Source organism: Halorubrum aidingense JCM 13560, assembly GCF_000336995.1.
Classification (GTDB): Archaea; Halobacteriota; Halobacteria; order Halobacteriales; family Haloferacaceae; genus Halorubrum; species Halorubrum aidingense.
In genome coordinates, this window is sequence record NZ_AOJI01000032.1 from 1 (window position 1) to 23,779 (window position 23,779).

General features: G+C 67.3%; 23 protein-coding genes, 1 tRNA gene and 1 pseudogene. 11 read left to right on the top strand and 14 right to left on the bottom strand.

The genetic code is table 11. The features are described from left to right. Positions 1-159 precede the first annotated feature (159 nt). Positions 160-235 (top strand) — tRNA-Cys (locus tag C461_RS13065). A 115-nt stretch (positions 236-350) separates the two neighbouring features. Here C461_RS13065 and C461_RS13070 read toward each other — a convergent pair. Next, a complete protein-coding gene (locus C461_RS13070) occupies positions 351-1,154 on the bottom strand; it encodes a DUF7839 domain-containing protein (protein ID WP_008001993.1) in 804 nt (267 codons plus the stop codon). A gap of 300 nt (positions 1,155-1,454) precedes the next feature. On the opposite strand from C461_RS13070, the gene C461_RS13075 reads away from it, so the two are divergent. Then, positions 1,455-2,261, top strand: coding sequence for a hypothetical protein (locus tag C461_RS13075; RefSeq protein WP_008001995.1), 807 nt, complete (start codon positions 1,455-1,457; stop codon positions 2,259-2,261). A gap of 104 nt (positions 2,262-2,365) precedes the next feature. Then, the gene (locus C461_RS13080) at positions 2,366-2,575 is read left to right on the top strand and encodes a hypothetical protein (RefSeq protein WP_008001996.1); all 210 of its coding nucleotides are present in this window, start codon (positions 2,366-2,368) and stop codon (positions 2,573-2,575) included. A 28-nt stretch (positions 2,576-2,603) separates the two neighbouring features. Here the strand turns inward: C461_RS13080 and C461_RS15885 are convergent, their stop codons facing one another. Then, a complete protein-coding gene (locus C461_RS15885) occupies positions 2,604-2,756 on the bottom strand; it encodes a hypothetical protein (protein ID WP_008001997.1) in 153 nt (50 codons plus the stop codon). Positions 2,757-2,915: 159 nt separating this feature from the next. Here C461_RS15885 and C461_RS13085 point away from each other — a divergent pair, with 159 nt between their 5' ends. Together C461_RS13085 and C461_RS13090 are read left to right on the top strand one after the other, a co-directional pair. Further along, a complete protein-coding gene (locus C461_RS13085) occupies positions 2,916-3,530 on the top strand; it encodes a VOC family protein (RefSeq protein ID WP_008002000.1) in 615 nt (204 codons plus the stop codon). Continuing rightward, positions 3,527-4,222, top strand: coding sequence for an alpha/beta hydrolase (locus tag C461_RS13090; RefSeq protein WP_008002002.1), 696 nt, complete (start codon positions 3,527-3,529; stop codon positions 4,220-4,222). Before C461_RS13085 ends, C461_RS13090 begins: the two co-directional genes overlap by 4 nt. Before the next feature lie 15 nt (positions 4,223-4,237). On the opposite strand, the gene C461_RS13095 is transcribed toward C461_RS13090, so the two are convergent. From C461_RS13095 to C461_RS13110, 4 genes are read right to left on the bottom strand one after another with little or no spacing between them, the layout of a single operon-like run. After that, positions 4,238-6,313, bottom strand: coding sequence for a SpoVR family protein (locus C461_RS13095; protein ID WP_008002004.1), 2,076 nt, complete (start codon positions 6,311-6,313; stop codon positions 4,238-4,240). Beyond that, positions 6,310-7,686 (bottom strand): DUF444 family protein, encoded by a 1,377-nt coding sequence (locus tag C461_RS13100; protein ID WP_008002006.1) that lies wholly within the window; start codon positions 7,684-7,686, stop codon positions 6,310-6,312. Before C461_RS13100 ends, C461_RS13095 begins: the two co-directional genes overlap by 4 nt. After that, on the bottom strand, positions 7,677-10,136 hold the full coding sequence (locus tag C461_RS13105; RefSeq protein ID WP_008002008.1) for a serine protein kinase PrkA: 2,460 nt from the start codon (positions 10,134-10,136) through the stop codon (positions 7,677-7,679). Before C461_RS13105 ends, C461_RS13100 begins: the two co-directional genes overlap by 10 nt. Position 10,137: 1 nt before the next feature. Next, positions 10,138-12,213 carry a PrkA family serine protein kinase gene (locus C461_RS13110; protein WP_008002010.1) on the bottom strand — a complete coding sequence of 692 codons (2,076 nt, stop codon included), beginning with the start codon at positions 12,211-12,213 and terminating at the stop codon, positions 10,138-10,140. A gap of 346 nt (positions 12,214-12,559) precedes the next feature. Here C461_RS13110 and C461_RS13115 point away from each other — a divergent pair, with 346 nt between their 5' ends. After that, positions 12,560-13,255, top strand: coding sequence for a DUF1028 domain-containing protein (locus tag C461_RS13115; protein WP_049906668.1), 696 nt, complete (start codon positions 12,560-12,562; stop codon positions 13,253-13,255). Positions 13,256-13,263: 8 nt separating this feature from the next. Here the strand turns inward: C461_RS13115 and C461_RS13120 are convergent, their stop codons facing one another. Together C461_RS13120 and C461_RS13125 are read right to left on the bottom strand one after the other, a co-directional pair. After that, positions 13,264-14,100 (bottom strand): endonuclease/exonuclease/phosphatase family protein, encoded by an 837-nt coding sequence (locus C461_RS13120; protein WP_008002014.1) that lies wholly within the window; start codon positions 14,098-14,100, stop codon positions 13,264-13,266. 87 nt (positions 14,101-14,187) lie between these two features. Beyond that, positions 14,188-14,670: an RNA-binding protein gene (locus C461_RS13125; protein ID WP_008002016.1), complete on the bottom strand. Its 483-nt coding sequence runs from the start codon at positions 14,668-14,670 to the stop codon at positions 14,188-14,190. A 156-nt stretch (positions 14,671-14,826) separates the two neighbouring features. Here C461_RS13125 and C461_RS13130 point away from each other — a divergent pair, with 156 nt between their 5' ends. The 3 genes from C461_RS13130 (at position 14,827) to C461_RS13140 (ending at position 16,402) form a co-directional block, all read left to right on the top strand. Further along, positions 14,827-15,438 (top strand): 2Fe-2S iron-sulfur cluster-binding protein, encoded by a 612-nt coding sequence (locus C461_RS13130; protein ID WP_008002018.1) that lies wholly within the window; start codon positions 14,827-14,829, stop codon positions 15,436-15,438. A 94-nt stretch (positions 15,439-15,532) separates the two neighbouring features. Then, positions 15,533-15,910 (top strand): hypothetical protein, encoded by a 378-nt coding sequence (locus tag C461_RS13135; protein ID WP_008002020.1) that lies wholly within the window; start codon positions 15,533-15,535, stop codon positions 15,908-15,910. 165 nt (positions 15,911-16,075) lie between these two features. Continuing rightward, entirely contained in the window at positions 16,076-16,402 is a 327-nt protein-coding gene (locus C461_RS13140) for a NifU family protein (protein ID WP_008002021.1), read from the top strand. Between the two features lie 64 nt (positions 16,403-16,466). Here the strand turns inward: C461_RS13140 and C461_RS16310 are convergent. Further along, a pseudogene (locus C461_RS16310) lies at positions 16,467-17,177 on the bottom strand (DUF402 domain-containing protein); the annotation flags it as partial. 891 nt (positions 17,178-18,068) lie between these two features. Continuing rightward, positions 18,069-18,458: a DUF7532 family protein gene (locus tag C461_RS13150; RefSeq protein WP_008002022.1), complete on the bottom strand. Its 390-nt coding sequence runs from the start codon at positions 18,456-18,458 to the stop codon at positions 18,069-18,071. Between the two features lie 135 nt (positions 18,459-18,593). Here C461_RS13150 and C461_RS13155 point away from each other — a divergent pair, with 135 nt between their 5' ends. After that, positions 18,594-19,604, top strand: a complete 1,011-nt coding sequence (locus C461_RS13155) for a PrsW family intramembrane metalloprotease (RefSeq protein ID WP_008002023.1) — start codon at positions 18,594-18,596, stop codon at positions 19,602-19,604. A 10-nt stretch (positions 19,605-19,614) separates the two neighbouring features. Here C461_RS13155 and C461_RS13160 read toward each other — a convergent pair whose 3' ends face one another. The 4 genes from C461_RS13160 to C461_RS13175 form a co-directional block, all read right to left on the bottom strand. Then, a complete protein-coding gene (locus C461_RS13160; protein WP_008002024.1) occupies positions 19,615-20,595 on the bottom strand; it encodes an ROK family protein in 981 nt (326 codons plus the stop codon). A 70-nt stretch (positions 20,596-20,665) separates the two neighbouring features. After that, positions 20,666-21,124 carry a universal stress protein gene (locus tag C461_RS13165; protein ID WP_008002025.1) on the bottom strand — a complete coding sequence of 153 codons (459 nt, stop codon included), beginning with the start codon at positions 21,122-21,124 and terminating at the stop codon, positions 20,666-20,668. Positions 21,125-21,396: 272 nt separating this feature from the next. Beyond that, positions 21,397-21,780, bottom strand: a complete 384-nt coding sequence (locus C461_RS13170; RefSeq protein ID WP_008002026.1) for a DUF5611 family protein — start codon at positions 21,778-21,780, stop codon at positions 21,397-21,399. Positions 21,781-21,869: 89 nt separating this feature from the next. Further along, a complete protein-coding gene (locus tag C461_RS13175) occupies positions 21,870-23,051 on the bottom strand; it encodes a DUF7093 family protein (protein WP_008002027.1) in 1,182 nt (393 codons plus the stop codon). A 207-nt stretch (positions 23,052-23,258) separates the two neighbouring features. Here C461_RS13175 and C461_RS13180 point away from each other — a divergent pair, with 207 nt between their 5' ends. Then, positions 23,259-23,573 carry a 2Fe-2S iron-sulfur cluster-binding protein gene (locus tag C461_RS13180; RefSeq protein ID WP_008002028.1) on the top strand — a complete coding sequence of 105 codons (315 nt, stop codon included), beginning with the start codon at positions 23,259-23,261 and terminating at the stop codon, positions 23,571-23,573. The last annotated feature ends 206 nt before the right edge of the window (positions 23,574-23,779 follow it).

The window sequence follows — 23,779 nt, forward strand, 5'->3', positions numbered from 1 at the left end:
GCCTACCCATTCATCGGGAGACATCTCCCAGACACAGCCCACGGACATCGCGTCCGTGGGCTGTTTGTATTTATAGAGCGAGCGAGAGCGTAGAGGAGTCAACACACCCACACCGCGACCGCTAGGCTTAAACGCCCAACTGCGGTACGTCCGATAGGCGCCAAGGTGGCAGAGTCTGGTCAGACGCAGCGGCCTGCAGAGCCGCCCAACGCCGGTTCAAATCCGGCCCTTGGCTTTTCACTTCGCGACCAGGACACGAGCGTCCGGTAGGTCGGTAATTACACTTACGTCCGCGTCTTGTGTTTCCATCCGGTAGCGGGTGCCTCTCCTTCTACCGGGAGCTAGTGTGCTCAGAGATCGATCGGGTCGAGCACTTCGTGCGGGATGTTCTCGTCGCGAAGCGTGGCCGTGTGCTGCGGGAGCTGATCGGCGACGACGACTAGCCGGATATCGAGCCCCCGTACTGCCGCCTCGGCGACCCCGTCGACTGTGCCGAAGCGAATATCAGGTCGGCGGTCGCTGCGTGCTACGAGCGCGTACGCTTCCGTGCCGGCGACCGCGAGCAGGGTATCACTCGACAGCCCTTCAGTGACGACTGCAGGGTTGAGAGGTGTGTCGTCGGTGACTGGCGGGACGGGTATCACCGTCACGGATCCCGTCTCATAATCGACCATTCCTTCGAAATCGGCAACGCCAACGGCCTCCCCTGCTGCTGCGCCAGTGACTGTGACTGCCTTCGCGGTCCCGCCTGCGGGATTAGCGTGGAGCACACCGTCGCGCATCACGAGTCCGACTTCGGACCCCTCGTCGATGTCGGCCATCGCAATCGCGGCATCGACGTCGACGCTCCCGAGGACATCGGAACTGACGCGATCGAGGTACGTTTGCAGGCTATCGGTGCGGGATATCAACCAATCAACTCCCTCTTTTGTCACTTCGTATCGACTCCGCCCCCCCTTCTTTACATAGCCGTGCTCGACGAGATCGCGCACGTAATCGCTCACAGCTTGCGAGGTGACTCCGATCGCCTCGGCGATCTCGTGTTGGCTCACCGCGGGCTGGCGCGCAGCGATTTCGACGAGCACCTGGTACCGTGTCGCGTCGCGCTTGCTGTCGAGGACCTCCGGCGGGGCTTCCCCTTCGGAATCTGCCATTGCGGTTATTTTTGGCTCCACAAGTAAAGTGCTATTGTCCCCATCAGCGCTCAGAACTGTCCTACGATACTTCTGAATATATGCTCTCAATGTGGGTTGTACTGACTCAATCATTATTGTAATAAACACGAGCCTGCTTGTTATCGCACCCGGATGCGGTGGGCCGCTCGTACGACGCGTTCTTGTGGGTGATCCTCGACAGCTGCCCGCTCGAATCAGCGATGGTTCGTGCACTGTGAGCGCGGCTTAGTAACCATTATACATCGGGTGACCCACACTAAAACCATGCAACGACGCGCTGTGGCCGTGTACGTCGCACTCTTTGTTCTGCTCGCAGGTGGGGCGGGTGTCCTCACTGTGACGGCCGATACCCCGGAAATTGGGTTTGAGAACCCCGATTTTGAGGTTTCAGAGGGTGACACCGTTGAAGCCGACGGTGAATCGTACACCGTCGCCGGCATCTCGGAGAGCGACGGATCGGTGACTGGTACGCTTGAGCAGGAAGAGTCGGCGCAACTCTCGGAAACGTGGGCGAACGAGTCAACTGTTGAGCTCGGCGATCGTGAGTGGCGCGTGGAAATAACCGGTGAGGACCCGAGTGAGTTCACGCTCGTCGAGGTGCTTGACAGGCAAGCGATTCTCGAAAGTGACGACGCCGCGGACAACGAGACGATCGAACGCGACGACGGCGAGTACGTCGCCGTGACCGAAAACGGCGAGACGACGCTCGTACCGGCAGAAGAATACTTCCCGGCGCCTGAAGAGCAGTCGTATGCGACCGGTGACGCCTTCGAGTACGACAACCAGACTGTCACCGTCGATGAGGTCACGTCGGACCAGGCCGTCCTCGTCTGGGAGGGGACGCAGACCAACACGATCGAGGTCGAACAGGGGGCGACGATCACGATCGGCGAGACGGACTTCATCGCGCACTTCCCCGACGCGTCGACGCTCACACTGTCGAGTGATATGGAGGCGTACGAAGCCCAAACGAATCAGATCGAGCAGTTCAACCAGTACAACAGCGGTCTGTTCCGCGTCGTGATACTCAGTCTGTTCTCGGCGATATTGCTCCTCGGTGTGGCGTTCATTCCGTCGAGATACTGACACATCTACCGCGGTTTTATTATCCCCTTTTACGAGAGTTCCGTCTCCCCAACCGGCCTGTCGACGACCGACAAACTATCGCGTCTAGGGTTCTTGGTGACGGTATGACTTCGACGACGGAGAAGATACGTCAGCTCGCCCCCCATTGGGGCGTGATGTTCGTTGCGATGTTCGTTTCGCTGGCGATCGCCGAGCGGTTTCTGGGCGAACTGGGGATCTTTCCGTCGATGGCGCTTGTCATCGCGATCGCGGTCGCGTACCCTCCCGTGGTCCGTGCGCTCGGCGTCGCACCGCCGGTTTGGCAGCGCTCGTAGGGTCTTCGTCGTGATCTGACGCTCGCGCTCAGTTGGCTTCTTCGGTCGTCTCGGTGAAGCGGTCTGAGACGGTCCGTCCGTATGCACCGATACCGAGGCCGAGTCCGAACGCGATAGTCGCGGAGACGGCGATCCAAAGCGTGTTCGGGTGTTCGATCCCGGAGTGAAGCAGTAGTTCCATACTCGATCTGCTCTAATCGGGTTGATTAAGCAGTTCGTTTTGTGGTCGGCTGGTGCTCGGCCGGAAGCCGTCGCACCGGCGGTCCCGATAACACCAGTGTTAGCTGATCACCCAGTGGTCCCGTTCGTGTTTATTGGCGGCCGTCTCGTATGCGGTGACATGAGCGACGAACCTGCGGCTCCGGTCACTCCGGAGCGGCCGGACGCACCGTTTCACACCACCGGTACCGATCACGTCACCGTGTGGGGAAGCAACGAGGCCGACACGATCGCCTTCTACCGAGACCTGCTCGGGATGCCGCTCGTCTTGCGGCAACCGAACCTCGACGACCCCTCGCAGACGCACCTCTTTTTCGACACGGGCGACGGTCGAATCCTGACGTTCTTCGTAAGCGATGACCGCCCGTCCGCGCGCGGGCAACGTCCCGGAACCGGCGCGGTCCACCACCTCTGTTTCAGCGTCGACCCCGACGAGTACGAGGACATCATGCGCGCACTGGAAGACGCCGGAAAGGGGTACAACGTCTTTGACCGGGGGATATTCCACTCGATCTACACGCGAGACAACAACGGGCTCGTCATCGAACTCTCCTCGGACAAGTACGAGATCCCCGACGATCGCAAGGGGGAGGTACTCGCGACCGCTCAGCGGCTCCGAGAAGAGGACGGCGCCGACTTCGCACAGGACCGGCACATGGAGGCCGCCTTGGAGGAACTCGGCCTTCCGGTCAATAAACACGACCTCCCCGACGCCGACGCGGGAGTCGGCGTATGAGCGGCCGGACGCCGGCTCCCGGACACGACCCGCATGGTGACGAACTGATCGCCACCCACGGGGAACCGGTCGAGGACGCCGACGCCGCGATCGTATTAGTCCACGGTCGCGGTGCGACCGCACGGAGTGTGCTCCAACTCGGTACACAGGTGGTCGGCGACCGCGACGTCGCGATACTCGCCCCGCAGGCGGCCGCGAACACCTGGTATCCGAACTCCTTTCTCTCGCCCGTCACGGACAACGAACCCGGACGCAGTTCCGGACTGCGGGCGGTCGGTCGCGCGGTCGCGACCGCGACGGACGCGGGGATCGACGCCGAGCGCGTGCTCGTCGGCGGCTTCTCACAGGGCGCGTGTCTCGCCGGCGAGTTCGTCGCGCGCAACCCGGCGCGGTACGGCGGACTCGCGGTGCTCAGCGGCGGGCTGATCGGTGATTCGATCGCCGTCGACGACTACGTTGGCACCGCGGCCGACGCCGGGGTCACCGATCCGACCGACGCGCTCGCAGGGACCCCGGCGTTTCTCGGCTGTAGCGACGTCGACCCGCACATTCCCGAGGAACGCGTCCACGAGACGGCCGAGGTGCTGGAGGCGCTCGGCGCCGACGTCGACGTTCGGATCTACGAGGGAATGGGCCACGGGATCAACGACGACGAGATCGAGGCGGTCTCGGAGATTCTCGCGAACGTCTGAGCCCGCGACTGCCGCTCACGCCAACCAGTCGTCCGGCTTCGTGTCGTAGTCGATCTCGTCGGCCGCGATCCGGTCTTTGATCTCCGGGTCGAGGTCGTGTTCTGTCACCTCGCCGCCGTCGTACTGGAATCGGACGCCGACCTCCTTGCCCTCCGGCTCGCGACCGCGACGCTTGGCGCGCCGGATCGCCTCCTCGGAGTACTCAACGCGGATCGTCGCGAGGTTCACCGGTCGGCCCCATAGCTCGAAGACGCGCTCGACGGTCGCTTTCGCGGACGCTTCGTCGAGTGCGACGCCGTTGTACCGGTGGCCTAAGAGGAGCTCGCCGCGGTTCCGGAAGTTGCCGTCGAGGACGACGACCGTCGGCTTCCCGAAGTTCGTGAACCGCAAGAGGAGCTTCCGACGGATGTCGTCGGCGTCGACGCTGGCGACCCGGTACTCCTCGGCCGCTCGGCTGTACTCGTAGGTGAAGTAGTTCCGCTCGCGGACGAACTCCTCCGTGAGGAACTCGTCGATGAACGTCACGTCGTTGTGGCTCGCGCGCACCTCGAGCATCCGCTCCCAGCCGGCCGTCCGGTCCACGTCGGCAAGCGCCTCTTCGACCGTCGCGTATCGGTCCACATCGAACATGTAGCGCGCCCGCTCGGCCAGCGTCTCTCGGGAAACGGATCGGAGCGCGCCGCGGTGTTCGGGCCGCGAGAGGACGTAATGCCGCTCCGCGAGCCCCTCGCGGGTGAGCAGCTTCCACGGATAGCGCTCAATATCTGGCGCGTCGTCGGGTGCGTCCTCGGAAGCGTCTCCGGTCGCGGCGTCTCGCGCCGAGAGCGCCCGGTCGACGGTCTCGGCATCCACCCGTGGGTCCCCCTCGGCAGCGAGATCGGCCAACTCGTCGAGCGTCGCCGGCCCCGCACCGGCGATAGCGGGATGCGGGTCGAGTGCCTCGGCGACCGCATCGAGATCGACCCGCGAGTGGAAGGTCTCCGGCGTCACGCCCGCGACGCGGAGCAGTTTGTCGATCACGTCGCGGCGGGCGGCCTGTAGCTCGACGTGGGTCCACAGCTCGAATCCGAGTTTGTACGGGTTGAGCCCGGGTGAGCCAAGCACTCGCGACATGTGGTCGGCGTACGTGAGGAACTCGTTCGGGCCGGCGAACCTCTCTCCGCCCATCATGATGGACTCCCAGTACGTCGCCCATCCCTCGTTGAGCACTTTCGTCGACTTCTGGCCGGCGAAGTAGTACGCTTCCTCGCGGAGCGCGTCGATGACGGTCGTCTCCCACGGCTCGCGCCCGACCGCCTTTCCGCTCTCGGGGTCGTACCGTTTCCCGTGGTCGCGCAGGAAGGCGAGCACGTCCGGACGGGGGTCTTCCGGTTCGACGTCCTCGCCTCTGGCGTCGAGCCACTCGTCGTCGAAGACGTCTCGGCGCACCGCCTCTGAGAGGTCCAACTCGTCGATCTGCGCTTCGACCGCGGCCAGCGGGTCGTCTCCGTCGTCGTTGACGTCGGCATCGATCCCCGGCCCGTCCGCCGATCGGGCGGCGTCGACCGGGCTGTGCTGGTCGATCGTGTCCTCGAGCGCCGAGACGGCGTCGATCAGCCGCTCGACGGCGTCGCGGTCGACGTCGGGTCGGGCCATGATCGCGGCGATCCGGTCGGCGTTCCGCGCGAGACGCGCCGCGGCGTTCGGGCCCCCTTCGCCGCGGTCGGCGTACAGGCCGAACCACCGGTTGTTCGCGAAGAAGTCGGCGTGCGCCTCGACGTGGGTGATCACGGCTTTCTGGTCGGCGGCCGTGTTCGACTCTTGGAGGAACGCGTGGCTCGGGTCGTCGTTGTTGACGATCTCGAACGCCTTCCCGAGCCCGTGCCGATCCTGTTTGCGCTGGCGGTCGTAGTTCATCCCCCACCGCCAGTGCGGGTACCGCTGCTGGAACCCGCCGTAGGCGATCAGTTCGTTCATCTCGTCGTGATCGACGACCCAGTATCGGACGGGATACGGCGCTAAGCCGAGCCGCTCCGCGAGTTCGCGGGCCTCTTGGGCCGGCTCGTCGAGTGTTCTGGCCTCTCGTTTCGCTTCGGCACGCTCGTCTCTCACGTTCTTTCACCCCCGTCTGTTCGCCCGGCGGCGGCCTTGCCGGCGCTCGTGCCGTCGGCCGCCGACTCGGTGCTGAGGATCTCGTAGATGGCGTCGGTGACGTCTTCCGGCGCCGAGACGCGCGCGACGGCGACGTCGTCGGCGTCGTCGAACGCCGCCTCCACTTCGTCCGCGTGTCGGGCGTTCGAGGCGGCGCCGCCGGGCTGGGTCTCGACGTACGCGTGGAGGTTCGCGTCGATCGACTCCATCAGCGGGATCACCGACTGTGCGGTGTCGCTGCCGGCGTTCTCGGAGTCGCCAGCGGCGAAGACGTAGCGATTCCACTCGCTGTAGGGGTACTCCTCCAGGATCTCCGCGACGAGCTCGTACGCGCTGGAGATCCGGGTGCCTCCGCCCGACTGGACCCCGAAGAACTCCCCGCGGTCGACCTCCCACGCCTCCGCGTCGTGGACGACGTACCGGAACTCCGCGGCGTCGTACTTGCCTGTCAGGTACCAGTCCAGCGGCGTGAACACTCGCTCGACGAGCTCGCGTTTCGTCTCGCGCATCGAGCCGGACGCGTCGCGGACGTTGACGACGACGACGTTGCGCTCGCGCTTCTCGATCACCTCCGGGTGACGGTACCGCTCGTCTTCCCGACGGAACGGGACGCTGTCGATCCCGTCTCGTCGGATCCGGTGGCTCACCGGCTCGGGATCGACCGCGTCGTCTAGCTCGTCGAAGCTCGCCCACCGATCGAGCGCGGCGATCGGTTCGTCTCGCTCCGCGGCCACGGTCGCCGCCGCGTCGGCGATCCACGCGTGAGAGACCGGAACGGAGTTTCCACGCGCCCACGCGAACACGTCGTCGACGTCTGCACCCGCGACGAACAGCCCCTCGCGGACGTACGCCTCGTCGAAGTCCGTCGCGAGGTGTCGCTTCAACCCGCGTTTGAAGAACTCGTCGACGTCGAGGGTTCCCTTCGGACCGGTGCGGGCGGTGTCGGTGAACTCGCCTTCCACCTCTTCGACGACGCGTTTCCCCTTCGGTTCGAGGTCCAGCCCGAGCGCCTCGTCGAGTTCGCGGGCGAACTCCTCGGGGTCCATCTCGTAGTACTCGTGGTCGCCGCCCTCCTCGCCGGGGTCCCCCTCCCCGTCACCCGGCTCGGGAGCGACCGGCTGACCGGGCTGCGGCTGGCCGCCGGACGCCTGTCCGACGCCGCCGGCGTCGCGTCGGTCGTACTCGAAGGACGGGAGGTCGACGATCTTGATCGGGATCCGAACCCGATCCGGATCGGAGCCGCCGAGGTTCCCGTGGGTGATGAACTCCGAGAGATCCTCGCGCCGCTCCTCGCCCACCTCGCGGAAGCGCTCGCGGTCGTCGGTCAGTCCCACGAGAGATCACCTCCGTTCTCGCCCCCGCTCCGGCGGTGATTCCGGCCCTCCCGGTCGGACACCGCGCCGTCGTCGGTAGCCAGCTCGGCCCACTCGTCGCGGGCGTCACGCATCACGGCGCGACTCGTCAGCTCGGCCGACGCGCGGCTGTACCCGCGCTCGACCAGCCGGTCGATCGCTTCGGCCTTCACGCGCTCCGTCTCGGTATCGGCCGGCGGGGCGGCCCACTCGGCGGGATCGAGGTCCGGGAACCGGCGTCTGACGTCCGCGAGCTCGTTCGCGTTCAGCACGGATCGCAGTTCGGGGACCTCCCCGAGGTCGACGTCGTCGACGCTGAACTCGTCCCCGCGATTCCGCCACGCGTAGCGGGTGAGCGCCCGGATAACGCGCTCGCGTCGGAACGTCTCGACCGCCTGTCCGGGCTCGGTCCCGCGGTAGTCGTCCTCGTCGAACCGACCGAGCGTCTCCGTCTCGAACACTTTCATCACGAGCGCGTCTGCCTCCGCGGGACCGCGCTCCGTTTCGACCGGCTCGTCGGCGTCCCACGCGTACACGTGTTCGACGTACTCTGCGACGGTTGCCGGTGACACGGTGGCGTCCGCGAGGATCGCGTCGAGGACGTCCTTGCGCTGGCGCTCGCGGACGCGCTTCGCAACGGGAGCCCGACGGCTCTCGAACTCCGCGACTTCCGACCGCGAGAACACCGGCGCGTCCGCCAGTCCGTCTGCCAGCGCGTCGAGCACGTCTGTCGGGGTGATCACTCGCTCGACCGGGAGCGTGGGGTGGCACCGGTCGGCGTCCGACCCGAGCAGGTCGGCGATCACGTCGCGGGCGTACGTGACCGGGATCCCGTTCCGACCGTCGCCGTCGCCGACGTCGATGTCCTCGATCCCGATCTGCTCTTCGCTCTTGTCGGAGGTCTCGCGGCGGACCGTTCCCGTCTCGTACAACTCTGCTTTCTCCACGAGGTCGATCTCTGTCGGGAGGTCCTCCGCGTCGAGCCGCGTGACGACCGCGTACAGCGCCGCAGCGCCGATCGCGTGCGGGGCGAGCTCGCGTTCGGTCACCGTCCCGTCGTCACCGCGAACGTCAGCGGTGAGGGCCGCGTCGGTCGGATCGAGGTCGGCGGTTCGCCGCTGCCGGCCGTCTTCGACGCCGCCGTCTTTGACGTTGCTGTCGTCGAGACGACCCACTCCGTCGACGGTGGGGGTCCCGTTCACGCCGCCGACCTCCCGGCGGAGCAGCTCCGCCTCCAGCCGGCGGTTCGTGAGGTATCGGAACTCGTGGCGGGTGAGACGGCGTTTGAGCGCTTTCAGCGGGTCCGCTCCCTCGCGTTCGGCGTGTCGGTCCAGCTCAGCGTCCAGATCGGGGTTCGAGATGACGATCAGCTGGGTGTCCAGATCCATGCCGATCCCCTTGTCGAGTTTCACGCGGCGCTCGTCCGGGACGTTGAGCAGCCGTCGCAGGAGGTCCGCGTGCTGGCTGGCGTCCTCGACGATCGTGGCGACGCCGTTCCCCTGCGAGAGCACGCCGTCGTAGCTGAACGCCTGCGGATTCTTCCGTCCGCGCGAGTCGAGCTCGCGAAGCATACCGCCCATCCACGATCCGACGAGCCGCTCTTTCGGGCTTCCGTCGTCTTCGGCGTGGAGCACGCCGATCCCCTCGCCGATGTCGACGATGTAGCTCGTCACCCGGAGATGGGTTCGGTCGGTGATCGCCGAGAACAGGTCCCGGCGTCCCTCCTCGCGGTACGTCGACTCCAAGTGATCGTACGCCTCCCGGCTGAAGGGATCGAGGTCGGTGTCGGCGGCGATCGGGTAGGCGACGTCGTCGACGGCGTCCGCGATCGACTCGCGGACGTCGGCGGGGAACACGGACAGGGGGTGGCTCTGGACCGGGCTGCGGTACCAGGCCGACGCGTCGCCGCCCTCGCCGTACGACAGCGACCGGCCGCTTCCTACTCCGCCGAGTCCGGACCCCGCCCCGGTGACGTTCCACTCGACGGTGTACCGTCGGCCCGTCTCGGTCTTCGAGAACGCTCGGAGCCCGTTCACGAGACAGCGCTTGAACTCCGATTTGCCCGTCGCCGTCGGCCCGTCGATCCACACTATCGTCTCGTCGCCTCCGCGGCCCGCGGCGGCGGCCCGGAGGTCGTCGACGAACCCGTTCAACACGGCGGTGTTCCCCAACACGGCGTGTTCTCCGTCGTTACACGGGTCGTCGAAGAAGCGGTAGCGCGCTCTCCGTTCGCCGTGTTCGCGAACTTCGCGGGTCCCCTGCGACTCGATCGCCGCGAGCATATATCGCGCCCCCGAGGCGGCCGCGACCGGGTTCTCCAGAACACGATCGACGTACTCCTCGAGACTCATCGGGGGATCGTACGCCCCGCGAAGGGTTTCGTCGGCGTCGCGAACGAACGCCTCGCCGTCCGGTCGGTTGCGGTCAGTCATCTCAGCTCCCACCGTCTTCGATCTCAGAGCGGGCGACGGCGGCACCCGCGTACTCCAACACCTCCCCCGCACCCTCCTCGGAGTAGCCGCGATCGACGAGGGCGTCCACCCACGCGCTGTGCTCTTCGTCGTCCATGTCCGTCGCCGAGACCAGCGCGGAGAAGTTGATGTTGTGTTTTTTGTCTTCCCACAGCTTGCGCTCTAAGGCGCGTCGGAGCCGGTCGTTTTCCTGCGGATCGAACCCGCGTCCCTCGCGGGCCCGCCGGGAGACCCAGTTCGACACCTCCTGGCGGAAATCGTCTTTCCGGTCCGAGGGGACGTCGAGCTGCTCTTCGACCGCGCGCATGAACGTCTCGTCGGGCTCCGTCTCCCGGCCCGTCAGCTCGTCGTCGACGGTGGCGTCGTCGATGTACGCCATCACGTGGTCCATGTACTTTTCGCCCTGCCGGCGGAGCTCGTCGACGTCGTACGCGAGCGCGTGCCGGACGTCCTCGATGGCGCGCTCGCGGTACTCCTCGCGAACGACCTCCAGCAGCCGCTCGTAGCGGTCGAGGTCGTCTTCGGCGATCGAGCCGTGCCCGCCGAGGTTCGCCTCGAAGTGGTCGAACACGGACAGCGGAGAGAGGTAGCCGCGGTCGCGGTGGGTGGCGTCCATGATCGCCTCGGCGATTTCGTCGCCGATGAACCGAGCGGAGACCCCGTCCATTCCCTCGCCGATGTCGGCCCGTTCGGCGGCGTCCTCTCGGAGCTTCCGCCGGTCGATCTCGTCGTCTTCCAGCTCGCCGTTATACACCTTCGCTTTGTCCAGCAGGCTCACCGTCTCGTCCGTCGGCTCCTCCAGCCGGGTGAGCACGCCGAAGAGGCCGGCCATCTCCAGCGCGTGCGGCTCGACGTGAACGTTCGGGACGTCGGCGTTATCGAGCATCTTCCGGTAGATAGCCGCCTCGCTATCGTACTCCAACACGTAGGGGTAGTTGATCCGCTTGGTGCGGTCGTTGAACGCCTCCATCTTCTCGTCGCCGGTCTTCTCGCGGTATTCCGGCATGTTCGTCCGGCCGACGATCACCTGATCGATGTCGATCCGAGGGTTGTTCTTCGGCTTGATCGTCGACTCCTGAGAGGCGTGTAAGAAGTCGTAGAGGAACTCCCGCTGGAGTTTTAACAGCTCCTCGCCGGAGAACAGCCCCCGATTAGCGTTACAGAAGGCCCCGGCGTAATCGAACGCGCGCGGGTCGGACTCGCCGTACACCGCGAGCTTCGCGTAGTTGACGTCTCCCGTGAGCTCCGTCTCGTCCTGGTTTTTCTTGTCTTTCGGCTCGAACGTCTCGATGCACTCCCGCCGGTTCTCGTTAGCGACGAGCCGGATGATCTCGATGTGCTCGTCGAGCACCGCCTGCAGGTCGTCCTCGTAGCGCGCGAGGAGTTCGTTCAGGTAGAACTCCGAGGCCGGGTCCGGGTGCTGATCGTTCCGCAGGGTGTACGGGGCGTCGAGCCGCTCGTTCAAGTCCTCGATTACGGCCTCGCGCTGCGGTCGCGGGAGGAGCACGAGCGGGTCCTGGTTCATCGGCGAGCGGACGACGTCGTCGTCGGGGTCCTGGTCGTCTATCACCGAGGTGAGGTTGACCCACCGGAAGGTGTACATCCGCCCGGCGTCCTCGCGCGTGTACGCCTCGAAGTACCGGCGGGTGAGCCAGTCGAAGTGTGACTTCCCCGACCCGACGGGGCCTAAGAGGAGCTTGATCCGTTTCTCGGGGCCGAGCCTGCGGGCGCCCGATTTCACTTTGTTGACGAACTCGTGGATCGATTCGTGGACCTCCCGGCCGTAGAACACGTTCTCGCCGTCGTGGAGCGGGTCGTCGGCGGCGAGCGCGTACTCGACGACGCCGCGCTCCTCGTCGTACCGCGTCCCGTAGTGGTCGAACATGTCGGCGATCCGCTGGTGGGCGTTGCGCGCGACGCGGGGATCCTCGTACAGCTCGTCGAGGTACCAGTCGAACGAGTGCGACTCCCGAAGGTCGTCCGGGACGGTCGTTCGGTACTCCTCGCTGAGCCGTTCGAGCGTGTGTCGGTCTGACATTGTATCGGTCTCTGTGTCGCTCGGACGGGCGCGATCGGACTCGCGGGGCCGCGTCGCGTCGGTGTCCCGGCGCGCGGCCGCACGGCTCGGCGTGCCTGAAACGACGGCTCATCGAGCCGTGATCGCCGCGTCCGTCAAGGTCGACCCGTCGCGGGTCACCGTTCGCCCGTAACCGAGGCTATATGTATGAGAGGGATTCACACTGATAAGCGTGTCGCTGGTTGCCATGCCCCATGCCGTGTCGCTCCGCGACGGCATCGGCTGGTTCTGGGCCTGTGTACCGCCGAAACCGGAACCATCGCCCCCGGTGCGTAGCCTTTTGCGGCCGGCACCCCGAGTCGTGCGCGTGACGTTCAGCATCTGCGTTCGCGAGCGGTACACCGACGACGACGGCGGCGATCAGGTCCGATTCGGCGTCGCCGTGACGACTCGGCTCCCCGGCGTCGGGACGCTGTGTCCGTTCGCCTCGTCGGACGGCGCCGTAGCCACTCAGTCGCTCGTCAACGTCGACCTCGGTCGGAAGGGTATCGAGTACCTCGGCGACGGGGTCGCGGTCGACGACGCGCTGGAAGCCCTCCTGAACGCCGACGACGGCAAGCGGAAGCGGCAGCTCCACGGCGTCGACGCCGACGGGACGTTCGCGTTCTCCGGCGAGGAGTGTAACGACTGGTACGGCCACGTCGTCGGCGAGAACTACACCGTCGCCGGCAACCTCCTGACCGGCGAGTCGGTGATCGACGACACCGCGGCCGCCTACGAGTCGGACGCTCACGGCGAGGCGCCGCTCGCGGAACGACTGATCGACGCGCTCGCCGCGGGACACGAAGCGGGCGGGGACAGACGCGAGGACCTCACGGTTCAGTCGGCGGCGCTCCTCGTGTGCACCACCGCGGACGACGAGACGGACGCGCCCTACTACAATGATCTCCGCGTCGACGCGACGGAGACGCCGATCGCCGACCTCCGGGAGACGTACGAGACGGCCAAGCGCGGCTACGAGACGGTCCTCGAAAAGTACGCGGACGAGTCCGACGCGGAGTAGCGATCGGGCTACGGAACCACTCGTGCGAGAATCGGCAGGTGGTCGGAGGGGTATCGCCCCCGATCGTCGCGGTCGGTGAGGGTCGCGAACGCCTCGACGTCGACGCCCGGAGAGATCAGCGCGTGGTCGATCCGCCGACCGTCGATCAGCCGTGAGAAGTCGGTGAGGCTGGTTTCCGGCCCGTGTCGGAGGTCGGCGACGGCGGCCGCGTCGCGGAGCGCGACGGTTTCGGCACGCTCGTCGCCGACCTCACCGTCTGGGTCGTCGCCGAGGAGGATCCGGTGCGGCGCCGATCCCGGCGTGCAGTTGAGATCGCCGACGAAGACGACCGGCAGCGGCTCGCCGGCCGTCGCCGACTCGCCCGCGGCGAGCGCGGAGAGCCGTTCGCGGAGGAGGCGGGCCGATTCGCGTCGCGCGCGAGCGCTCACGTGATCGAAGTGCGTGTTCACCACGAGCAGCTCCGCGTCGCCCTCGCGCCCTCGAACCCGGGCCCACGTCGCGATCCGCGGGTGGGCCGCGTCCCAGTCGGTCGACGGTTCGGTCGGCGTCTCCGAGAGCCAGAATGTGTCGGCGGCGGCGATCTCGAGGCGATCGTCGCGGACCGCGATCGGGCACCCCTCGCCGCCTCCGCCCGCGTTACGCCCTCGCCCGACGAATTCGTAGCCCGGGAGCCGCTCGCGGAGGTCACGGCGCTGCTCGGGGAGCGGCTCTTGAAACGCGGCGACGTCGGGCCGATGAAACCGGACGAGCCGGCCGACGGCGTCCCGGCGGTCGTGCCACGCGTCGTGATGGTCGCCGCGGTTGGCGTAACGGACGTTGTAGCTCAGCACCCGAATCCCGGTCATTACCACGGAGGTCGCGGGCGAGCCGATTAAAAGGCGCGGAGCGACCGCAGCGACATCGAATTGGCCGTCGCGCGCGCCCGAGCCTGCTCAGGCCGAAAACTCGTACAGCTCGTCGCCGACGTGATGGATCGACTCGACGACCTTTCCGCTGTCTCCAACCATCTCGTCGCCGTCGACCAGCGCGCGACCGACCGCGAGCACCTTCTCGTGTGTCTCCTCTGCGACCACGACGAGGTCGCCCGCTCGGATCGCCGAGTCGGCCTCGACGATGCCGGGCCGCATCACGTCGGCCCCGTCGGAGACGAACGAGATGGCGCCAGCGTCGACGGTGACGATACCCATCTCGGGTTCGTAGTTGTTCGCGCCCCGCACGGTGAGGAACGGCTCGTCGTCGTCGACGTAAAACACCGCGGGCTCGCCGTCGACTAAGACGAGTTCGTAGTTCGCGTCGACGAACTCGACGAGTTCGAAGGCGTCGCCGTCGATGTCCACGCCGAGGTGGTCGCCGACCGCCTCGCGGATCGTGTCGATGTCGTCGCTCCGGAGGTGGTGCCGGGATTTCACTTGCATGGGGGTTTAGTCGACCGCTCGGCCGATAAATGGACCGTTCTGTTTGACGCTGGCGCGTGTCGCGCACGGCGGAGGCCGGATCGAGCGCGACGATCGGGCTCTCACGGCGTTGGACCGATCAAAACGGCCTTAAACCACCTCTTCATATCCGTTCGTATGCTCAACCCACTGGCGATCGTGCTCGTGGCGATCGTGAACCCGCTCGCGATCGTTATTGCGGCGGTCGCGACGCTGACTATCGTCCTCGTCAGTTCGCTGAAGGGTACTGGGTGGGAGCCGACCACCGACATCTCGGACGAGGTGCTCGAACACCGCGCGGCTGCCGTCCCCGAGACAGACTTCCCGGAACCCGGCAACCGAGCCATCGGCGGCGGTGGCGGCGGCGGCGCGATCCCCGCCGGCGGCGACGGTGAGGAGGGCGAACTGGAGGACGGGAGCGCGGCCAGCGCCGGCCCCGCCGACATCCCCGAAGACGAGGTCGAGTACTTCGACGTCGAGTTCGTCAAACAGGGCGAGACGGTCGAACTCGCCAACAACAAGACGGTCCTCGAACAGGGCGAAGACGAGGGGTGGGACCTCCCGTACGCCTGCCGCCAGGGTCAGTGCGTCTCCTGTGCCGGGCACATCACCGACGGCCCGTCTGAAGACTTCGTCGAACACGACAACCAGCAGATGCTCGAAGAAGCGGAGCTGGAAGACGGTTACACTCTGACTTGCGTCGCGTACCCCCGCGATTCCTTCAGTATCGAGACGGGCGAGGCGCCGTAGTCGCTCGGTCTGATCGCCTGTTACGCGCCGCTCGGCCCGCCCGCGCGCCGCTCGCTCGCGACACCCTTTTTCGCCTCTCGGCCGAACACGTCGTATGTCGATTCTCACCGTTCTCGGCGGCGGAGCCGCCGTCGTCGCGACCTTGCTCGTCGCCGGGCTCGTCTACCGCGACGCCGCGCGCGTCGGCGTCGACCTCGGGTCGCCGGCGCTGTGGGCCGGCTTCGTCGTGATCACCGCTGGCGCCGCGCTGACGACTTCGCTTCTCGTCCCGGACGCGCCGCTCCCGGGCGTCCTCGTGTTGGCCGCGCTCGGTCCCCTCCTGTACCTGCTCGAGCGGGACGATTCGATGCACGGCGACGATCCCGCGGATCCGACCCGGCTTCCGAGTGAGGCGTCCGCGGCCGACGGCCCGGACGATCCGGCTGAGCGCGACGCGACCGACCGGAACGAACCGCTCGATAGGGACGGCTAACCGTCGTCTTCGTCGTGGACGCCGTCCGTCCGGTGTCGAGCCGGCGCCGGGCGGCGTCTCGCGCGCTGCCGCTTCAGCCGGATCGACGATGACACAGTTCGTTTCGCCGCCTCGCCGTGCTCGCAAACCGCAAGCTTCCATATGTTCGGGTGCGAAGCGTAGCCAATGAGCGACGAGAGCCTCGCAGAGCGAGTCGAACAGTGGATGGTCGGACAGATGCCGATCATCCAGATGCATGGCGGCACGAGCGTCGTGCGCGAGGCGGACCCCGAGACCGGCGAGGTCGTCGTCGAACTCGGCGGCACCTGTTCGGGCTGTGGCATCTCGAACATCACGGCCGACAACATTCGCCGCGACCTGATCATGGACTTCGACGAGGTCACGAACGTCACCGTCCGAAGCGCCTCCTCGGGCGATCAGGGCGCCTCCACGGTGGAAGGCGGCCGCGGCGGCGAACTCAAACACGAGACCGAAGCCGCGAACCACTTCTGAGTCTGCGAACCGCTTTTGCGCCACAGATCGCGAACCCATTTCCAACCAGCGTACCGCTTCGTCCTCAGAGCGCGTTTTCGAGCGCGGACGCGACGCTTCGAGCCTTCTCGGCGAGCGCTTCCGGGGTGTTCCCGGCCGCCACCGACTCCCTGAGTTCGTCGTCGTCGACCCGCACGACGGTGCCGTCCGGGTGTTTCATCACGTCGACGTGGAGGTCGACGTACCGCGCGGCGTCGGGGAACACCTCCACCGGCGTGCACACGTTGACGTAGGTCCCGCGAACCGTCCCGTCGCGGCCGCGGTACGTCGTCGGGTACCACCACCGGCCCTCTTTGAAGCTCGTCACGGCGACGTCGCCGGCCTCGCGCGGCACGTCGAGCCCGTCGTAGGTGCCGCCGCCGGTCATCTCGCGCTCGACGGTGACCGAGCCGTCGGGGTCGACGGCGGTCACCGCTCCCTCGCCCAGCGTGATGAGTCGCCCGTCGGGCTTGCCGTGTTCGATCCGGATCGCGTCGCCCTCGGCGGGGCCGAACGCGTCGGTCACGACGCCGAAGGGGAACGCGGCGTCGGGAGACGGGTCACACAGCGCCTCGGCGAGGTCGACGCCGGCGGACGCGTCGGCGGCTCCCGCCTTCACGCGGTGATGGCCCGGCATCGTCGCGGTGACCTCTCGCCGCCGGTCGTCGAGCGCGAACCGGCTCTCACGTCCGAACCAGATCCACACGCCCGCGTTCGGGCTCGTGAANGTGATGGCCCGGCATCGTCGCGGTGACCTCTCGCCGCCGGTCGTCGAGCGCGAACCGGCTCTCACGTCCGAACCAGATCCACACGCCCGCGTTCGGGCTCGTGAGCGGCTCGTCTCGCAAGCTGCTCCGATCGTCGAGGACGCCGACGGTTCCCACGCCGTCACCGTCGCGTCCGCTGCTCCCCTCGGCCGCGTCGTCCGCGGCGAGCGCGTCGAGCGCCTCCGCGGCCTCGACCGCCAGCCGGAGCCCGGTTTCGAGCGCGTCGGTCCCGGCGTCGATCGCGGGCGGTTTCCACACCGCGCGCCACCCCTCGGGCGGCTCCAGGCCGAGTAACTCGACCATCCCCGCGAGCTCCCGGGCGGCGTCGTCGTCTCGGACGTCGACGCGGGTGCCAGACCCCGGTTCGAGCGCGACGAGCCCGCCGCCGGCGCGTAGCTCTCCGGACAGCTCCGGGCGCCGGTCCGTCCAGGGCGCCGCGGACTCGCGGACCTGCACTCGGACCGCGTCTCCCGTCTCCACGCGGCCGTCGACGCTACCGTAGGGGAGGTATCCCTCCGCGGTCGCGGTGCCGCCGCTGGAGTCTTCGACCCGGAGGTCGACGACCGCGCCGCCGCCGAGGGTCTCCGATACCTCGCCGTCGAGGACGGCACCCGGTGGGGTCGGATCCGGCCACGCCATCGCGTCGATCCCCACGCCAGTCAACCGGTCGCGCAGCGCGTCGACCGCGTCCGGATCGCCGCTCACGCCGACTCCCTGCCTGTCCGCCGTCGTCGCCACCTCGGCGTCGGGCGGTGCGTTCTCGAACTCGATGTCGAAGCGTCGGCGGATCGGCGGCGACGCGTCGACGACGTCGTAGCCGGCGGCCGACAGCAGTCGTGTGAGCGCGGTCGCGTAGATTCCGCGCACGCGGACGGTCGCGGTCATAGCTCCTCGGGATCGCGCGCGAACCGGACGCGGTCGTGGATCGTCGGCCCCAGCGAGAGCTCGACGAGAACCGGCGTCTCCCCCGCCGACCGCAGTATCCGACCGCCCTCGATCGGAACGCCCCAGCCGTCGAGCGAGAGGTAGCCCCGGAGGTCGCTCCCGTGAGTGAATACGTCGATATCGGCGGTCGCGTGCTCCTGTACCGCGGCCGTGCTGTGAGCCAACTCCATGTCCGAGTGGTACGGGCCGTCGGCGGCGAAGAACTCGCGCAGTCGGTCGGCGTCGTCTGCGACCAGTTCGGCGACGCGGTCGGAAACCGTGGCGATCGCCGCCGCGTCGAGCCCCGCCTCGCGGAGGGCCTGTTGGGTCCGTCCGTCGAAGTGCATACTCTCACTTCGCGGGCCGCGGTTTCAATCCCATCGGCTCGCGGCGATCGACGAGGGCCGCTCGCCGCCTCGCGACCGCCGCCTCCGGCGCCGATCCGGACACGGCTTAAGTCGCCGCGGTTCGAACGCGGGTGTATGTCATCCCCGTCGGACCCGATCCAGTCGCGCGCCGACGACGACCGGGACCTCTACGACATCGCCACGTGGGAGGAGCGAACCTCCCTCGACGGCCTCTCTGTCGCGCTGTACTGGCTCATCACCCGCTCGACGAAAGCGCTGGTAGTGTTCGTCGCGCTCGTCGGGCTGCTTCTCATTCTCGGGTCGTTCGGACTCGGGCTCGTCTTCGACCGCACCGTCGCGATGCTCGTCGGGCTGTCCGCCGTCCCGGCGCTCGGTCTCGCCGCGTACGTCTACGTCTCGGACGTCACGACCGGCGAACCGCTCTCCCTGCTCGTGGCCACGTTTCTCCTCTCCATCCTGACGGCGACGTTCGCCGCGATCCTCAACAGTCTCGCGCAGCCGTACTTCGAGCCGCTCGGCTTCGTCGGCCTCGTCGTCTTCTTTTTCGTCGTCGTCGGTCCCGTCGAAGAGACGGTGAAGCTGCTCGCAGTTCGGCTGTACGCGTACACCGACGACCGGTTCGACGCCGTTATCGACGGCGCCGTGTACGGCGCTATCGCCGGATTGGGCTTCGTCGTTATCGAGAACCTCGTGTACATCGCTCAGACCATCGAACTGGAGGAACTGAACTTCGGTATCGCCGCGCTGGGTGCTGGCGACGGTATCGCTGCGATCCGGGCGTTAGCCGGCCCGGGCCACGTCATCTACTCGGCGTTCGCCGGCTACTATCTCGGGCTCGCCAAGTTCAACCCGGCCGACCGCGGCCCGATCGTGGTGAAGGGGCTCGTTATCGCCGCCGTGATCCACGCGCTGTACAACACGCTTGTCGGCCCGATCACGACTGCGATATCGGCGCTTCTCGGCCTGCCACGGCTCGTCGCGCTGTTCCTGTTCGTCGTCGCGTTTCAGGGCGCGTTCGGGTATATCCTCTTGCGGAAGATCTGGCGGTATCGCGACGCGTACCTCGACACGCGGGACACGATAGATTCGACGGCGAAGCCGGAACTCACCGAGTTCGAGGACTGACGCCGCCGACTCACTTCGACGCCGAGTCGAGACGCGATCGGTCTCCGGTTCCTCCCGTGAGCGCGCTCGCGAGCGCTCCCTTAACGACGACTTCGTCGCCGAGATCCGTGAGCCGGACCTCCGGGACGTTAATAAACACCATCTCCGCGAGCTTCTCGCGGACCGGATCGAGCACCCGTTCGGGGTTGTTGAGCGCCACGGCGCCGCCGACGCTCACCACGAGCGGGGCGTACGCGTGGATGACGTTGGCGATCCCCATCGCGTTCCAGTGGGCGATCTGCGCGATGACGTGGTCTGCGAAGGTGTCCTCGCCGGCCGCCTCGAACACGTCGACCGCGGAAAAGTCCGGGTCCTCGATCGGCAGGACCGTCTCGATCGGGTCCTCCTCGTGAAGCTCTCGGGCGTATTTGGGGATGTTGTTGCCCGAGCAGTCCCCCTCCCAGTGGCCGTCGAGCCCGCAGCCGCAGGTCATGAAGCCGTGCGGATCGACGGTCATGTGCCCGACCTCCCCGGCGTTGCCGTCCCATCCCGAGAGGACGTTGCCGTCGACGGCGACGCCGGCACCGATCCCCGAGGAGATCGTGAGGTACACCATGTCGTCGGGGTTGGCCTCGGCGTGGAACCGCTCGCCGATCACGCCCGCGACGGTGTCGTTGTGGAGGTGGACCTCGTCGGTGTCGAGTAGCTGTGAGACGGGGCCGACGAGCGGAATCCGCTCGACGGTGTCCGGGAGGTTCGCGGGCCCCTGCACGACGCCGGCCGCGAGGTCGAGCGGTCCGATAGACCCGATCCCGGCGGCGACGACCGCGGACGGGTCGACGTTCGCCTCGGCGCACGCGCCGCGAACGACGCTCAATACGGCCTCAGTCACGGCGATCCCGTTCGGTCCGCGGGGGGTCCCCTGTGAGTCACCGCCTAGAACGGTCGCGGTCTCGTCGCCGACGACCGCCCGGACGTTCGTCGCGCCGAGGTCGACGCCCACGTAGTACATCGGGTAAACGCGCGGACCGGCGTTACTTAAGCGGGACGCTTTCGGCGATACCGCACCGTGATCTGCGACCTCAGGCCGCCACTTCGCGCACGAACGTCACCGGACACGGCGCCGAGAGGATGACGTCCTGTGCCACGCTCCCGAAGACGGCCTTTCCGGTCGGCGACCGCTGTCGCCCGCCGACGACCACGCGGTCGGCCTTGACCGCTTCCGCCGCCGCCACGACCTCGCCGGCGTGGTCGCCGACTGCGCCGCGCACGCTGTAGCTGACTCCCGCGGCGTCCAGCGCCTTCGCGAGCTCGCGGATCGTCGTGTGTCGCTCCGCGACAGCGTCCGGCGTCGACCCCTCGCTCGTGTCCTCGACGCCGAGTCGCGATCTGACGCCGTCGAACTCGTCGTCCGTGAACACGTGCGTCAACACGACCTCCGCGCCCGCGGGCTCCGCGACCGCGATCGCCTCTTTCGCGAGCTGTTCGGTCCGCTTTTCGTCTTCGGTCCCGACCGCAAGCAGTACTGTCTCGATGCTCATACTTCCCTTTCGTCGTCTGCACTCTTAAAGTTGCCGAACTATTAACTCGATTCCGAATAAATTTTTATTTGATCGATCCTGACGTTCTCCGACGCTGTCGCTGACACTCGACGTTGACGAGGCGGACTCCGGGTCGCATACCAGAAATCGGACCTCCCTGTGTCTGAAGCGACCGTTCCGGTCGCTACGCGCGATTCACACCGATGCTGCGGGACCGGCCCGGTCGCCCTCGACTGGTGCCGGTCTCGACTGAAACGTAAAAACGGGTCCGCTCAGTAGTCGGGGGCGTCGTCTTCGACTTCGCGCTTCAGCGAGTCGCGGCGCGATTTCGCATCGCGGCCGGTCGCCTCCAGTAAGAATTCGTTCTTCGCGTCGACCGCGTCGGCGGCGGCGTCGGCGTTCCCCTCGGCGATGACGTCCTCGGCCGGGCGCTCCTCGAAATGCACGGCGAGTTTGTCTTTTTTGCTCCCGTACGTTGCGGCGCCGGCGACGATCCGATCGAACACCGGGTTGTCGGGCTCGCCGACCACGTACAGCTCGTGGCCCTTCCATTCTTCAGTGCCCGTGATCTCACCGAAGTACTCCTCGATGGATCCTTTCAGGTCGGGCATGCGGTCGTCCAGATGCTCGCCGCGTCGCATCTTGTACTCCTTCATGTCGCCACCGTTCGACAGGGGTGCGTAAACCAGTTTCGTCACGGCGTCTCCGCGGTGCTCGCGTCGCTTCGGTGCGCGTTCGGCGGCGTTCAGATCGGCCGTTCCGTGACGTAGCCGCGTTTGCACTCCGGACAGATGTCGCCCGCGCGCATGGAGTTGCCGTCGGCGTCGCGGGTCATCTCACACTCCGGACAGTAGTACTCCATCGTCACGTCCGACGTCGACGGCTCCAAATCGGGACTCTCGCCGCGGGTGATTCCGATACCCTCGTCGGCGGCTGTCTCGCCCGCGTCACCGGCCGCCCAGCCGTCGTCCGACCCGTCGGCTCCGGTGGCGCCGACCGGATCGCGGTCCGGCGCTTCCACGTATTCGGCGTCGTCGCCGAGCTCTTCGGGGTTCGCGGCCTCCGGCGTGAGCCCGCCGCCGAACTCGACGCCGCCGCTCCCGTCGCCGTTGCCGACCTCGGCGCTGAATCCCTCGTCGGCGCCCTCCTGCTCCGGCCACGGCGTCGGCTCGGCACCCGGGGTTTCGTCCTCGTCGACCGCGGGCCACGCTCCCCGCTCTCGGTCGTCCCCCGCCTCGGCCGTCTCGTCAAGGATGATACCGTCGTCGGTCTCGGCGCGTTCCTCGTCGCCTGTCGGAGCCTCCGTCGTTTCGGCCTCCGGGTACTCCGTGTACGCCTCTCCGCCACCCAGCCCGCCGTCGTCGCCCTCGGCGTCCGACGGTCCCGCTTCGAGCAGCTCCGCCCCCTCGTCTTCGGGCGTCGCGGTCGGGTCGGGCTGCTCGTCGCCCGCGTCGCTCCGGTCGTCGCTCTCTCCGCTCGCCTCGGCGCCTTCGTCAGCGGCGGTGTCTCTCGCGTCGTCCTCGGCGGCCTCGGGCGCATCGCCGATGATGACGGCGTCGTCACCGTCTGTCTCGGCCGCCGCCGTTCCCACCGCGGCGTCGCTCGTTTCGTCCTGCGACGACGAATCGGCGGTCAGACCGTCGGTCTCCGCGGGCTCGACCGCCGCGCTCGAACCCGCCGCGCCCGCTGTCGCATCGGCGGGAGCATCACTCGCTCCCGTCGATCCGGTCCTCGCGGTCGTCGCTTCGTCGGTCAGCTGTTCCATCGTCGTCACCTCGGTGTTCTCGCTGACGACCTGCGTCTCGCCGCACCGAGCGCAGGTCTTCACCTCACTGACGGTCGTGACGACCTCGTTCCCGTCCTCCTCGCGCTCGCGCCGTAGTTCGGGTTCGCCGAAGTCGTGCCCGAGCAGACACCTGAGTCCCATTATGCTTCTCCTGCGGCGCCGAGGGTAAAAAACGCCCCGTCCAGCGTCCGACGTCCGGCACACGGAGTGGACCGCCCTTCCCGGCATCGATCCGAAACCTGTCTCGGGGCCACGCGGTCTGTTGCTCCGTAGGCCTCGACGACGCGCGCGCCGACCTGTCGACGACCCAGTCTCTTTGTGGTTCGGTCGCGTACCACCCGATCGTCTATGCCGACCGTATCCTACCAAGGCGAGGAGATCGAGTGTGAGAAGGGCGCCGTGCTCCGCGACGTGCTGAACGAGGCCGGGCTGTCGGTGTACAACGGGCGGTCCGCGCAGTTCAACTGCCGGGGGATGGGCTCGTGCGGGACCTGCGCCGTCAAAGTCGACGGCGAAGTCAGCGAGCCCGAATTGAAGGAGAAAGCCCGCCTCTGGTTCCCGCCGCACCACCCGAGCCACGACGTTCGCCTCGCGTGTCAGACCCGCGTCGAAGGCGACGTCGAGGTGACGAAGGGCCGCGGGCTCTTCGGCCAACACGTCTGAGCGGCCGGCTCCGCTGCGTCTTGCGAGTGGTCCCGCGGCTCACGCGTAGCTAACGCGTGGCCGCCGCTGGTCGCCGACCGTCGTCCGATGGGACGCCGGCGGCGCTCTGTGTTTCGATAACGACCCGCAGCGGACGTGAATCCGGGGTGCGGGCAAAAGTCTCGTTGTCTCGTGTCAGAGCCGTGTTCGGCGTCAGCCGGACCGAC

Coding starts and splice junctions, on each gene's coding strand:
- C461_RS13070 (WP_008001993.1), bottom strand. CDS start 1,154: ATGGCAGATTCCGAAGGGGAAGCCCCGCCGGAGGTCCTCGACAGCAAG.
- C461_RS13080 (WP_008001996.1), top strand. CDS start 2,366: ATGACTTCGACGACGGAGAAGATACGTCAGCTCGCCCCCCATTGGGGC.
- C461_RS15885 (WP_008001997.1), bottom strand. CDS start 2,756: ATGGAACTACTGCTTCACTCCGGGATCGAACACCCGAACACGCTTTGG.
- C461_RS13085 (WP_008002000.1), top strand. CDS start 2,916: ATGAGCGACGAACCTGCGGCTCCGGTCACTCCGGAGCGGCCGGACGCA.
- C461_RS13090 (WP_008002002.1), top strand. CDS start 3,527: ATGAGCGGCCGGACGCCGGCTCCCGGACACGACCCGCATGGTGACGAA.
- C461_RS13105 (WP_008002008.1), bottom strand. CDS start 10,136: ATGACTGACCGCAACCGACCGGACGGCGAGGCGTTCGTTCGCGACGCC.
- C461_RS13110 (WP_008002010.1), bottom strand. CDS start 12,213: ATGTCAGACCGACACACGCTCGAACGGCTCAGCGAGGAGTACCGAACG.
- C461_RS13120 (WP_008002014.1), bottom strand. CDS start 14,100: ATGACCGGGATTCGGGTGCTGAGCTACAACGTCCGTTACGCCAACCGC.
- C461_RS13125 (WP_008002016.1), bottom strand. CDS start 14,670: ATGCAAGTGAAATCCCGGCACCACCTCCGGAGCGACGACATCGACACG.
- C461_RS13130 (WP_008002018.1), top strand. CDS start 14,827: ATGCTCAACCCACTGGCGATCGTGCTCGTGGCGATCGTGAACCCGCTC.
- C461_RS13135 (WP_008002020.1), top strand. CDS start 15,533: ATGTCGATTCTCACCGTTCTCGGCGGCGGAGCCGCCGTCGTCGCGACC.
- C461_RS13140 (WP_008002021.1), top strand. CDS start 16,076: ATGAGCGACGAGAGCCTCGCAGAGCGAGTCGAACAGTGGATGGTCGGA.
- C461_RS13150 (WP_008002022.1), bottom strand. CDS start 18,458: ATGCACTTCGACGGACGGACCCAACAGGCCCTCCGCGAGGCGGGGCTC.
- C461_RS13155 (WP_008002023.1), top strand. CDS start 18,594: ATGTCATCCCCGTCGGACCCGATCCAGTCGCGCGCCGACGACGACCGG.
- C461_RS13160 (WP_008002024.1), bottom strand. CDS start 20,595: ATGTACTACGTGGGCGTCGACCTCGGCGCGACGAACGTCCGGGCGGTC.
- C461_RS13165 (WP_008002025.1), bottom strand. CDS start 21,124: ATGAGCATCGAGACAGTACTGCTTGCGGTCGGGACCGAAGACGAAAAG.
- C461_RS13170 (WP_008002026.1), bottom strand. CDS start 21,780: ATGAAGGAGTACAAGATGCGACGCGGCGAGCATCTGGACGACCGCATG.
- C461_RS13175 (WP_008002027.1), bottom strand. CDS start 23,051: ATGGGACTCAGGTGTCTGCTCGGGCACGACTTCGGCGAACCCGAACTA.
- C461_RS13180 (WP_008002028.1), top strand. CDS start 23,259: ATGCCGACCGTATCCTACCAAGGCGAGGAGATCGAGTGTGAGAAGGGC.